10 protein-coding genes are annotated in these 12210 nt (G+C 72.6%); 4 read left to right on the top strand and 6 right to left on the bottom strand.

The window, feature by feature from the left end:
- Window positions 1-187: 187 nt before the first annotated feature.
- The 3 genes from ACTIDRAF_RS0203365 to ACTIDRAF_RS0203355 all read right to left on the bottom strand — a co-directional run bounded on the left by ACTIDRAF_RS0203365 (window position 188) and on the right by ACTIDRAF_RS0203355 (window position 5853).
- Complete coding sequence (locus ACTIDRAF_RS0203365; RefSeq protein ID WP_016697306.1) at window positions 188-3937, bottom strand: caspase, EACC1-associated type; 3750 nt, start codon at window positions 3935-3937, stop codon at window positions 188-190.
- Window positions 3934-4320 (bottom strand): effector-associated constant component EACC1, encoded by a 387-nt coding sequence (locus ACTIDRAF_RS0203360; RefSeq protein WP_016697305.1) that lies wholly within the window; start codon window positions 4318-4320, stop codon window positions 3934-3936. The genes ACTIDRAF_RS0203365 and ACTIDRAF_RS0203360 overlap by 4 nt, the downstream gene beginning before the upstream one ends.
- A gap of 621 nt (window positions 4321-4941) precedes the next feature.
- Window positions 4942-5853, bottom strand: a complete 912-nt coding sequence (locus tag ACTIDRAF_RS0203355) for a LysR family transcriptional regulator (RefSeq protein WP_016697304.1) — start codon at window positions 5851-5853, stop codon at window positions 4942-4944.
- Between the two features lie 72 nt (window positions 5854-5925).
- Here ACTIDRAF_RS0203355 and ACTIDRAF_RS35455 point away from each other — a divergent pair, with 72 nt between their 5' ends.
- The 4 genes from ACTIDRAF_RS35455 to ACTIDRAF_RS0203340 all read left to right on the top strand — a co-directional run bounded on the left by ACTIDRAF_RS35455 (window position 5926) and on the right by ACTIDRAF_RS0203340 (window position 9380).
- A complete protein-coding gene (locus tag ACTIDRAF_RS35455) occupies window positions 5926-6174 on the top strand; it encodes a dihydrodipicolinate synthase family protein (RefSeq protein WP_342626665.1) in 249 nt (82 codons plus the stop codon).
- On the top strand, window positions 6171-6833 hold the full coding sequence (locus ACTIDRAF_RS27040) for a dihydrodipicolinate synthase family protein (protein WP_342626664.1): 663 nt from the start codon (window positions 6171-6173) through the stop codon (window positions 6831-6833). The genes ACTIDRAF_RS35455 and ACTIDRAF_RS27040 overlap by 4 nt, the downstream gene beginning before the upstream one ends.
- A 662-nt stretch (window positions 6834-7495) precedes the next feature.
- A complete protein-coding gene (locus ACTIDRAF_RS0203345) occupies window positions 7496-8299 on the top strand; it encodes a GNAT family N-acetyltransferase (protein WP_026065734.1) in 804 nt (267 codons plus the stop codon).
- Between the two features lie 538 nt (window positions 8300-8837).
- On the top strand, window positions 8838-9380 hold the full coding sequence (locus tag ACTIDRAF_RS0203340) for a YceI family protein (protein WP_026065733.1): 543 nt from the start codon (window positions 8838-8840) through the stop codon (window positions 9378-9380).
- 350 nt (window positions 9381-9730) lie between these two features.
- Here the strand turns inward: ACTIDRAF_RS0203340 and ACTIDRAF_RS27035 are convergent, their stop codons facing one another.
- The 3 genes from ACTIDRAF_RS27035 to ACTIDRAF_RS0203325 form a co-directional block, all read right to left on the bottom strand.
- The gene (locus ACTIDRAF_RS27035) at window positions 9731-10276 is read right to left on the bottom strand and encodes a GNAT family N-acetyltransferase (protein ID WP_211215262.1); all 546 of its coding nucleotides are present in this window, start codon (window positions 10274-10276) and stop codon (window positions 9731-9733) included.
- A 355-nt stretch (window positions 10277-10631) separates the two neighbouring features.
- Window positions 10632-11486, bottom strand: a complete 855-nt coding sequence (locus ACTIDRAF_RS0203330) for a CPBP family intramembrane glutamic endopeptidase (RefSeq protein WP_016697298.1) — start codon at window positions 11484-11486, stop codon at window positions 10632-10634.
- Window positions 11487-11538: 52 nt separating this feature from the next.
- Window positions 11539-12210: alpha/beta fold hydrolase (locus tag ACTIDRAF_RS0203325; protein ID WP_016697297.1), on the bottom strand; the 672-nt coding region annotated here is incomplete at its 5' end.

Here is a 12210-nt window from a genome sequence, read left to right as displayed (position 1 = left end):
GGTGTCGAGCGTCCGACCACCACCGCTGCTCGTGGTGGTCGCCGATGCCCGGGCCGAGCCGGCCGCGCAGCACGCACCCAGTGCTCAGAGCACCGCCGAGCCCGACCGCCGACGCGGAGAGCGGACCGTCCTGCCCCCCACGTCAGAGCGCTCGCGGCCGCTCGGTGAGGAACCCCAGCCCCGGACATCAACGCGGCTGCTCCACTTCGCCAACTGGTTCCGACCCGGTGATGCCGAGCAGGTCCAGCGCTGCGCCAGAGTCGTGAACCGTCCACGCGGGGAGGCGGACGGCGGGTGCGTCCTCCGTCGCCCGCACCAGGGCCCGTCGGTGCAGCATCAGGCGGAGGTGCCGCGCGGGTGCCATGCCCCCGTCGCACCCCCGGTCGAGCAGCACCGGTCGCGCCGGATCGCCGCTGCACTTGAGCAGCACGTCCACCGGATGGCCGTGCTGGCGCCTCCCCAGCTCAGGGCTCACGTCCGGCACGTCGGACAGGAGTTCGTAGAGCCGTTGCGCGAGCGGGTCGGGCTGCGCCGAGTCGCCAGGTCCGAATGCCGGGTCCTTCTCGGCGGCGCGGAGCAGTTCGCCACCCGTTCCACCCCGCTGGCGCCAGAAATCCCGGTCCCCGACGAGGACGAGGTGGGACCTGGCCCGGGTGATGGCGACGTTCCACAGATTGAGCTGGCTGTTCACCCAGTTGATGGCACCCGGGCTCATCGACTCCCCGGCGACCAACGAGAACACCACGGCGTCCCGCTCCCCGCCCTGGAAGGTGTGCACGGTGCCGACCCGCACCCGGTCGTGATCGCCCAGCTGCCGGTCCAGCTCGGACTGCTGCGCCTTGAACGGGGTGACGACGCCGATGGTCGCGTCGTCCGGCAGCTGCGCAAGGAGGTACTCGACGCACTTCCTCACCTGCGCGGCCTCTTCCCGGTTGATCCAGGATGTGCCCGCCCGGGGACGCTGCGGCCGGCCCGCGCTGTTGGACCAGGCGATCGCGGGGCGGCCGGTTGTCGCACGGCTCCGCACGTCGGTGAGCACGGTCAGCGCGCCCCCGTAGAACAGCTCGTTCGACACCGCCGCGATGTCCGGGTGGCACCGGTAGTGCTCGTCCAGCAACGAGCTGCCACCGTGAGCGGCTTCCGCGGCGTGGAAAGCCGAATGCCGGAGGTAGGACAGCTTGTGCTTCTCCAGGAACGGGGATCCGACGCCTGTGCGGCGTCGAATGGGGGCCTCGCGTTGTGGAACGAGCTTGGTGATGTGCTCGAGCTGCATGACGTCACCGATGACCAGCGCGCGTCGTGCCCGGAACAACAGCGGCAACACCTGGGGGATGGAGCACTGGCTGGCCTCGTCGATGATCACGAGGTCGAACGGTCGGCCACCCGTGGGGAACCGCCGGGCCGACAGGCTCGTCGTCGCCCAGGCCCGTACGTGGGGTAGCACTTCGCGGAGGGCCCGCCAGTCCGATTTGTCGGCCGGGGCCTGGATGAGGGCGCGGAGAGCGCTCCTACCTCGGTCGACCGCCTCGGCGGCGGCGACTCGCCACAAGGCGAGAGAAGACTGGTGCACAACCTCTTCCGCTGACTTCAGGTAAGTCCCGAGGTCCTCGTCCGAGGGGGCGGTGTCCGCTTCGGCCCGAAGACGTCGCCACCGGCTTTCGGCACCAGCGAAGTCGGCAAGGTGACGGCAGTGCCGCCGGCTGTCCTCGGTGGTCTCCAACCCTGCTGACTTGAGGAGCCGGCTCCGCCGCCAACCACCGAAGAAGCGGGCCTTCTCCAGCCGCCGAGCCTTCCGTTCCCAAGCTTCTGGTGCGGGCCCCAGGGCTTCCGCGAGCGACGGCGCGGTGCGGTCGAGGCGGTCCGCCTCGCTTTCCCGACGAGCACCGACATCGAGCAGCTCCTTCTCCACCTCCGCCTTGCGGGTCAGGTCCGCGCGGACCCGGTCGAGCTGCCTGCTGCTCCTGGTGTGCTCGGCGCGTGCCGTGGCGAGAGTGGTGTCGGAGGGCTTCCACCTCAGCAGGCGTTGCAGTGCATCGGCTTCGTGCTGGCGGTAGTCCTCCTCCGAGGAGGACGACCCGGTGCGCACGACGCTGTCCCGCAGGAGGCGGTCGCAGCGCCGCCAGACCTCGTTCACCGCCTGGTTGTTGGTGGAGGCCACCAGCACCGACTGCCCGTTCGTCACCGCCGTGGCGACCGCGTTGGCGACGAGCTGGCTCTTCCCCGTACCGGGTGGACCGGTGGCCACGGTCAACCGCTGGGACATCGCGGCGCGCAGGACCGCGAGCTGTGCCTCGTTCGTTGGCAGCGGGGTGACCACGGTGCTCGCCGCTGGTGGGGCATGGTCGCCAGCCTGGAGCAGTGCGCCCAACGCGGTGTCGTTGATCTCGCGATGGTGGTCGGCGATGTAGTCGAGGTCCTTGAGCAGTTTTCCGCTCGCCGCGGTGGCCTCGGTGCCCCGGATCAGCACAGCGGCGTTGCGCGCGCCGTCACCAGGCGAGTTCGTGTCGATGCGCTTGTCGAGGGATTCCGGGCGGAGCTCCTGCACGCACGGCAGTGCGAAGTCCTGTCGCAGCAGGTTCCGGGCGTCCGTAGCGAGGAGGTTGTGCTGTCCTCCGGGCCAGGTCGGCTGGTAGGTCCCGATGAGGTGGGCCGCCTCCTCCCGCCCCAACAAGTCCTCAGCCAAACCCGGATGTGGCAGTACCTGCCCGTAGGGCCGGAAGCGGAGCGGTGCGCCGCCCTCTCCGCCGACGACCTCGACCCGGCGGACGAGCAGTGGTGCGAAATGGGGCGCGGTCCAGCGCTTCCCCCTTCGCTGCTGGTGCAGGACGACGGCGGGGTACCCCGTCCAGAGCTCATCGTGCTCGCTGAGAGTCCGGAGGAACCGTTCCGCTTCCTCCGGGACGTCGGTGGTGCCGTCCTCGTCGAGGTCACCGGAGATCATCCGCTCAGCGCCTGGAAGGCAGACGTAGCTCTGGTCTCGTTCAGACACCGGCAGGTACGGCATCCCCGACTCGTCCTCGAGCACGCACGCCCGGTAGTAGTCGATCAGCTCCTTCCACGAGACGGGGCGCTTCCCGGTCTGGTCGTCGGCCTCCAGGGGGTCCGGTCCGGGAGCACGGCTCGGAGGGCGGTTGGGTGCGAGCGGCGCGAGCACCGGCGGTCCGACTGCCGGGCTCGACGCGATCACGATGCGGTCGTTCACCCCGAGGGAGGACTTGGTCGGGATCTGGCCGTTCCGGCTCCGCAGCTGCCGGGTGACGTGGTCGAACAGGTCGTCGACGGAGACGGTCCCCGAGCCGTCCTTGGCCGCCTTGCCCGTGCGGAGCGCTTCGACCACCGCGCCGGTGAACACCGACGGCGCCGGCCCGTCCGGGGTGTCCGCCCCGGAGAACGACTCCTCAAGGGGCCCCGAGGAGCTCAGCACGTAAACGCCGCGGCTGTTCAGAGGGACCGATCCTCCGGACTTCGCGGTGCCGCGCGCGGAGTCGGTGGTGCGGAAGCCGAGGGTGAACCCCCCGCTCAGGCAGCAGTCGAGGACGGCGACCTTGTGCGGCGCTCGGCAATCCTCGAGGCACCCGTTGATGAAACCCGCGCTGATGCCGGTCGCGGCGAGCTCGTCGGCCTTGGTGTCGGTCGCGACGAAGTAGAACTCGCCCGTCGTCGCGACCATTCTCACGCCGTGTCCGCTGAGGTAGATGAGCGCCAGCTCGTTCGACTCGCGTTCGTCGAGGAACTCGTCGATCTCCACGCGGAGGTCGTCGGCGGGAAGGTCCGCGGCCACCCGAACCGACTCGAACCCGCCGACGGAGCGGTGTTCGAGGACCTGCCGCAACTGCCAGGTGTCCGCCCGGGTGGAAGGCAGGTCGGAGAAGGCCGGGTCCTGGTAGACCTCGGTGTGGATGAGGAGTGCGTGTCGTCGCAGCAGGCGGCGGTTCACTCCGCGTTCTCGACCTTCTCGAGGAACTCGCGAACGAGCTGGTGTTGGCTGGGATCGGGCTTCCCGGTGATCTCCAGCGTGGCCTCGCCGCAGGTGACGCGGACCTTGCGGTGGCGATCGCGCTGGCACCACTCCCTGATCGCCGTGACGAGGACGTTCGCGAGGGGCTTCGACGCCGCGAGTGCGGCCACGAGCAGGGCGACATTCGTCAGGTTGCCGCCCTTGCTCCCCGGGAGACCGGAGGAGGACCCGCTCGTGAAGTCGACCGACGTTCCCTCCACACGAGTGAGGTCGTCGCGCAGGGACCGGGTCAACCGCTCCTCGCGTAACGGGTCCCCGCCAGCCAGCACCGCAACCCGGTAGACGTGTGTCCCTGCCGCCATGTCGTCCTCCCCGTCAGTCACGGTGGTGTGCCGAACCGGGAGCGAGGGTAGAGCCGAGGTGCGCCTTGGCAGGACCAATCGCGGGGTGTCCCCCTGAATGGAGTACTTCGCGTCGCACGATTCGTTCGGCTGCTCCTCCGATCGGTCGAACCGGCTCGTACCGCCCCAACGGCCAGGACCCGGTGGAACCCCGTCCCGCCGCTCGGCGCGGAGGACGGGGTGGTCCGGATCGCGGGAAGTCCGCCGGCCCCGCGGGTCGGAGGTGCCGCTCACGTAGGAGGAGCGGCGGGGGTGTCGGTACACGCGCTGCTGGTCCCGACGCCGCGAACACTCCTTGCGCGCGTCGCGGACCCGGTGTACCGCCCTGCCGGTGACCTGCGCGGACCCACCCACCGCAGGTGGGCCTGTTGACCGGTGCGGTCGTCGTCCCCGGACCGGCGCGGACCCGTCCGAACAGGCAGCGGTGGCGCGACCCGGGCTGGGTCCCGGTGCGCGGCGGTCCCGGGCAGGACACCGAGGCGGTAGCGGGTGCTGTGCAGGTCCGTGGACGAGTTGCCCTCGCCGCCTCGGACCCGGACTGGCCGAGAGGGAGGTCGTCCTACAGCCGGCGTCGTGCGGCCCCTACCGCCGCTCCTCGGACTCCGGAAACCCCAGTTCGGCGAGCAGCGCGCGGATCCCCGGGCTCGCGTCGGCGCTGCGCCGCCACGCCGCGTGCACCTCACGCTTCGGTTGCCGCCGCAGCGGGCGGGCTACCAGCTCCGCCCCCAGCGGAGGGCGGGCCAGACGAGGGACCAGCGCGACGACCTCACAGGATGAGACCAGGGACAGCTGGGTGGCGAAGTCGTCGATCAGGTGCCGCACGTCGGGCTCCTCGGGTGCCTGGGCGAACAGCCGCCGGAACCACTGGTGGCAGACGGTGCCGGGCGGGCTCGTCACCCAGCTGTGGCTCGCCAGGTCGGTCTCCGCGAGGGGCGCGTCGCACCGCGCGAGCGGGTGCGTCCGGTGCATGACGACGTCGCCGACGTCGGTGTGGACGTGGCGCTGGACGAGGGAGGGCGGCAGCGCGGTCGGCAACCCGTCGGCGTCGTGGACCAGGGCGAGATCGGCCGTACCGGCGTCGACGCTGTGCAGGGCCTCCTCGGGGTCCTGTTCGGTGATCCTCGGCCGGAGCTCGGGGCAGTTCGAGGACAGACGGGGGAGGGCGGGGGCGAGCAGTCCTCGAACGGCGGTGGAGAAGGCGACCACCCGGATCACCCCGCGTGGAGCGCCGTCCGCCACCGACTGGGCGGCGTCGGCGCACCGTTCCAGCGCCTGGAACACCTCGGGTGCGCGGTCGACGAGGGCCTGCCCGGCCGGCGTGAGCACCACCCCTCGGCCAGCCGGGGAGAGCACGGGGACCCCGAGCTGGCGTTCCAACCGCTTGATTTGCTGGGAAACCGCGGAGGCCGTGAACCCGAGCTGGTCGGCCGCGCGCACCAGGCTGCCGAGAGCGGCCACCGACCGCAGCGCCCGCAGGCCAACGACGTCGATCACGAAGGGATGCTACGCGGTACCGGCAAGAAACCCTCGCTGGACCGCAGGTATGGGCATCGACAGGATCGAGGCATGACCGACCCGTCGATCCCCGCCCACCTCGTGTTCGGCACGAACCTCGTCGCGATGGTGACGCCGATGCGCCCCGACGGGGCGATCAGCGAACCCGCTCTCCTCACGCTGGTCGACCACCTGGTGGACAACGGGTGCGACGGGATCGTCGTCGGCGGGACCACCGGTGAGGCCCCCACCCTCACCGACGCGGAGACCGCCTGGCTGGTGCGACCGTGGCCGCCCGGACCGGGAGCCGGGCTCGGGTGATCGCCGGGGTCGGCACCCACGACACCGCCGCGAGCGTGCGCCAGGCACGGCAGGCAGAAGCCGCCGGAGCCGACGCGCTGCTGCTCGTCTGCCCCTACTACTCCAGGCCGACGCAGGCCGGGGTCGTCGCCCACTGCACGGAGGTCGCCGAGGCCACCGGCCTCCCGGTGATGCTCTACGACGTCCCCGCGCGCACCGGGACCGCGCTGGAAGCCGCGACGCTGGTGGAACTCGCCGGCCACCCCCTGATCCGCGCGGTCAAGGACGCCAAGGGGGACCTGTTCGAGGCGATGACCGGCATGGCCGGTACGTCGCTGGCCTACTACTGCGGCATCGACGAACTGAACCTGCCCTACCTCGCGTGCGGGGCGGTGGGTGTGGTCAGCGTGGTGGGCAATGTCGCGGCCGGCCGCAACGCCGAGCTCCTAGGAGCCGTCCACACCGGAGACCTCACCCGTGCGCGGGAGCTCCAGTCCGGGCTGATCCCCCTCGCGGACGCGGTGATGCGCACCTCGCAGGGCGCGATCATGGCCAAGGCCGCGCTCGTCGAGCTCGGGGTGATCCCGCACGCCACGGTGCGCCGTCCGTTGCTCCCCTCACCGCCCGCCGACCTCCAACGGCTGCGCGCCGCGTTGGCGGCGGTCGCGCTCCCGGCCTGACCACCACGTCACCCGCTGCCCACGCTCCTGCGCAGCGGCCCTGCGGATCAGCCCGTTCTCCGCCACGGCCGGGTGCGCGCTGCCACCCACCGCTGCCGGCCCCTGGTTCGGGTGACACCCGCCAGCTCCCCGTGCCCCGGCCAGGGCGGGCGTGGGCGTGCGCTGGGGGAGCGCACAGGCAGGACGGCGCCGCCCGGTGCGCCGCCCGCGAACACGCCGAACAGCACCGTCCGCCAGCGGGCGGCCGAGGGCCACGAACCCGAGCGTCCGACACCCGCGAACGCCGGGAGCGCCGGGTGCCCCCTGAACGCCCGTGCTCCGCCCGGCCCCCCGGGCCCGATCGGCGGGTGGGCCGACGGCGGGGGAACGAGCACCAGGCGGGCAGTGGCCTGGCAGGGGCCGGACGCTGGTCCTCCCGGCACGTGTCGCGGGAGCACACGGTGCCCGCAGGCCTGGCCCGTTCTCCCGGCGGGAGTGGTCGAGGCCGAGGGCGCCGGCATACGAGGAGCCGCCTCGTCGGCAGGGACTCGGCGGTCACCAGCCGCCGGAGCTCCGTCCTGGCGGAACCCGCGCCTCACCCGATCAGGTGAACCGTGTCGGGCATCCCGGTCAAGATCGAGCGGCGGGTCCGGCGGCGCGCCGCCGGGTGGGAATCTGGGCGGATGACCGAGACGCTCGAGGACACGGTGGAGTCGGTGGAGCAGTTGACCACCGCCTGGCGCGGCCTGGTGCTCGACGCCAGTCCGACGGCCGATGTCCGCGACCTCCCCGGAGTGGCGGTCCGGTGGGCCGACTCCCGCTTCCCGTTCTGGAACTGCCTCACCCTCACCGAGGTGGGCGTCGACCCGGCGCTGCTCGACCAGCGGCTGGACGAGGCCACGCGGATCATGCGCGGGAAGTCCCGCCCTGGGCACCTCTGGCTGTTCGAGGACATGCTGGACGAGGCCGCGCGCCGGGCACTGCCCGGTGCCGCAGAACGGGCCGGGCTGACCCGCGCGTTCTCCGGGATGGGGATGAGCGCCGACATGCCGGACGGGGCGGCGCCGGCACACCCGCGTCTGACCTTCGACCGGGTGACCACCGACGAGCAGCTCAAGGCGTACGCGGACCTGAACTCCCGCGCCTACGGGCTCGACCTGGGGGACGGACGGGACGGGCTGTGCGGGTCGGAGCTGTGGAAGACGGGTGTGCACGCCTACCTGGGCCTGCTCGACGGGGTGCCGGTGAGCGCCGCGGCGACGATGGAGTGCGCGGGCCGGCTTTTCGTCGCCCTCGTGGCCACCGCCCCCGAAGCCCAGCGGCAGGGCTTCGGGGAGGCCGTCACGCGGGTGGCGCTCCACGAGGGTGCTCGCGCCACCGGACTCACCCGCGCCACCCTGCACGCCACCGCCGCCGGCGCGCCGGTCTACCGCCGCATCGGCTTCCGGCCGAACTCGCCCCTGCACTTCTACGTGCTCACGTCCTGAGTGGTCGAGCGCGTGCGGGGAGCGGGGGATCGGGGTCCCGTTCGGCCCCGAGGAGCCGCCCCGGGCTGGCGGCGACTGGCCCCCCGACGATGTTCGGGGAGATTCACCCGTGACGATGCGGCCCCTCGCCCGCGTCCTCCCCGTTGCCGACGACCCGGGTAGCTCGTCCAGTGAGGCGGGTGTCGGACGACCACACCGGCCGCACCGGAAGCCGGGTAGGCCTGCGGGGGAGTGCTCGGGTCGGCGGGCTCCCGAGGGGCCGCAGGGAGAGGCGGCGCCGGCTGCCGGTGGCCGCCGGGTCGCTCGTACCGGCACAGGCTCCCGGCCAGCTCCGGCCGCGGTGCGTGAGCCGGCGTGGCGACGGCCAGCCCCGCGCTCCACCTAGCTGTGCCCGGCCACGCCGCGCCTGTCGCGTCGTGGTTCGTCCTCGAACCGTCTCGGCTGACGGCCGCCGAGACGGCGACGTGCGGGGTGGCGCAGCGATCCGGTAGGGGGTCTCCGGCTTGCTAGGCTCTGTGCTGGCACCGTGGCTCAGGGGGTGACAGCGATACGCGCTGCCAGCGACAGCAACGGGGACGTCGGGCAGGGAATCGCTGCCGGCGCCTACACCATCGATCCCACCAGGTCGGAGATCACGTTCCGCACGAGGGCGTTGTGGGGTCTGCTCGGCGTGCGGGGAACGTTCTCCGTGGACAGCGGCACGGTCGAGGTGGGCGCGCCGGTCACGGCGTCCACGGTGGAAGCGGTCGTCTCGGCGGCCAGCTTCTCCAGCGGCATCGCGCAGCGGGACGAACACGTTCGCTCCTCCGACTACCTCGACGTCGTCAATCACCCGAGCATCGTGTTCGCGAGCGACCGGTTCGAGTGGTCGGGTTCCCGGGGAGCCCTCCACGGGCAGTTGACCGTGCGTGGTGTCACGCGTCCGGTCAGCCTCGACGTCATCGGCGTGACCGGCGGCGAGCGTGAGTTCACCGCCAGGGCCACGACGAGGATCGACCGGTTCGATTTCGAGGTGACCACGGGGCGCGGGATGACCGGACGTACCCTCCAGCTCACCCTGGACGTCGTCGCCACCCGCTGACCCCGGTCGTCGCCCGCGGCGGTCCGTCCACGGTCACTGCGCCGGGGGGTGTGAGGTGGTCGGTCCCCCCGACATCCCGACCGGCCGAGGTGAACCTGGCGGAGATCTCCTCGGGCGCAGCTCCTCCACGGCCACCGCCTCGCGGCCGCACCGGTGCCGTGGTCGACGGCGCCGCTGGTACGGCGGTGAGGGAAGCGGCCTGGTACGCGCTCCAGGCGATGATCTGCTCCGACCACCTGGACGTTGCCCTGCGGTGGTGCGACACGGTGCTCGCCGAGTCGAGGGCGAGGGGCGCGCCCTGCGGTGCCTGCCGAGCGGGGCGAGCCCAGTGGTCGGGACCACCGACGGGGTCACACCGGCCCGTCCGAGGGGGAGCGGCCCGCACCGGAATCCTGGACCGGCGGGACCCTGACCCGCATCAGGGGCAGCATCCGGCCCGGAACCGAGGATGACGGCGCCTCGCCGACGTGCTCGGCGCCCATCTTCCGGTAGAAGCCCTCGGCGTTGGGGTCCGCGTCGATCGTGAGGTACTCGAACCCGGCCGCCGCCGCCCTGGCCAGCGCCTCCAGCCAGAGGGTCCGGCCCAGCCCGCCGCCGATCCTGCTGGGCGTGATCCACAGGTTCCCCAACCGGCCCACCGGAGGTTCACCCTCGACGCTGGCGAAGCCCACCACGGCGCCGGCCAGGTCGGCGACGACGAAGAGCCCTCGGGCGACGTCGTCGGGACCGACGGTGAGTTCGTCCCGGCACGCTGCGAGGAACGCCTCGTCGTAGCCCCAGTGCCCTTTGGCGGCCAACGCCAGGTCGCTCAGCACGCCGGCCTCGTCCGGCCTGGCGAGCCGCAGCACCACCGTGGTCACCCGGGTCTCCTCTCCGCCCACCGGTGAGGATGCCATGTTCACGGGGTGGCTGGGCCCCTCCCGGGGAACGGGTGCGGCAGCCGTGCGCGCGGAGATCGCCGGCGAGCGACCGCGCGGAACCCGCAGCGGGCGGCGCGGGGAACCCGGCCCGACGGCCACGGCCGCCCCGCCCGTCGGGCCGGCCGACGTGGTCGCCGAGGGGGAGAACCCGACGTGGTCGGAGGCGGTCGCCGCGTCGCCGGTCAAGCCCGGCGGGATCGTCGACGCGTGTGCCGATCCCGCCGGTGCGAGGGCGCTGGCCGGCCGTTCCAGGGCCGGCGGCGCGCACCGCGCGAGGGCAGCGAGGAGGCGTGTCACCCCTGTGCCGAGCGCGCCGTGCCGCCAGGGAGGTTCAGACGTGCTCGACTGTCCGGGGATCGTCGCTGCCTCCCGCGCGGCGGCGTTCCGCCGGGCGGTTCAGGGCGAGCAGCAGGACGGTGACGGCGATCGCCTGGATTCCCATGATCATGGCCTGGGCGGTGGGGTCCTGCACGTTGAGCAGGACCATCGTCGCGTTGACCGCGAAGTGCGCCGCCACCGAGCCGACGACGCCGGCACGTTCGTAGGCGCAACAGCAGAGCATCGCCATCGGGATGGAGCTGACCGCGAAGAGCACGCCGCTGGGGGTCATGAGCCCGAGCTGGTGTTGGACGGTCCCGGCGATGAAGAACAGCGGCAGGTGCCACACGGCCCAGATGACGCCCAGCACCAGACCCACCTGGAAGCGGCTCATCGACGCGCGCATCCTCGGGTGGGCGGTGCCGCGCCAGCCCGGCTCTTCGGCCAGCGGCCCGGAGACCACCATCATCAGGAAGAACAGCACGGGCCCCTGGGCGCTCATCATCTCCAGCCCGGTGTCGAAGCTCGGCGCCGGCCCGTCACCCGCGCCGGCCAGGAACGCGCCCGCCAACACGGTCGCCGAGGCCAGCGCCAGGAGGGCCGGCACCCACACCAGCAGGGGGATCCGGAACCGCACCGCGTGTTCCGGGACGGCTTCCCGGCGGCGCCTACGGCGGACGCGGATCACGAGTGCCGCGATCGAGGGCCCGAAGGCGCCGAACAGGTGGGGCAGGGCTGCGGGCGGGTTCACGGCGGGACCGCCCATCGCGATCGCCACACCCCAGGACGCCCAGCTGACGACGAAGGAGATCGCCATGAACAGGATGAGGTCGCCGCGGTACGGGCTGGTCGATGGTGGCGTGGACATGCCAGGTGCTCCTCGTGTCGAGTGCGGGCTGCCGGGTGGGGAAGCGCGGTGATCAGGCGTCGGAGACGGCGTCGAGCTGGCGCCCGAGCCAGGTGCTGACCAGGACGAGCAGGTCGGGATCGACCGGTTGCCGCAGCAGCCGCCGGTAGGAGCGCAGGGTGTGGCGGCCGGGGTCGCGGCGCAGGATGTGCGTGAGGTCGGGCACCCGGTGGGTCTCGGCCCCACCCGGCACCAGCCGAGCGATGGTGGCGAGGTCGGCGGGGTCGATCTGGATGTCCTTGTCCCCGGTGACGGCCAGGACGGGGGCTTTCGCGGCGGCGAGGTCGTCGCGGGTGTCGTGGACGAGCATCTCGCGCATCCACCGGGCGTTCACCGGGATCCCCGCGAGACGCGCCACGTCCGTGTCGGTCCTCCGGAGCCGGTCGAGGATGCGGTTGCCCACCGCCGCGAACGGGCGCCGCAGCAGGCGCAGGGGTGCTGGCAGGCCGCGGAAGATCGAGCCGGCCTGCCAGCGCATGGCCTCCTCCCCGAGGCGGGCGTACCCGGCCAGCAGCACCACGGCCCGCACGTCGGCGTGGGCGGCGAGGGACATCGCGTGCAGGGCGCCCTCGCTGTGACCGACGGCTCCGACGGCGTCGGAGCGGACGGCGGGGTGTGCCACCAGCGCCCGTACCGCAGCCTCGGCGTCGCGGCGGTTGCCGGTGAACCCGGCGGCCTGCCAGAC

The sequence above is a fragment of the Actinoalloteichus spitiensis RMV-1378 genome (assembly GCF_000239155.1).
GTDB lineage: Bacteria > Actinomycetota > Actinomycetes > Mycobacteriales > Pseudonocardiaceae > Actinoalloteichus_B > Actinoalloteichus_B spitiensis.
The sequence above is the reverse complement of the archived record's forward strand: the minus strand, read 5'-3'. Positions and strand labels throughout refer to the sequence as shown.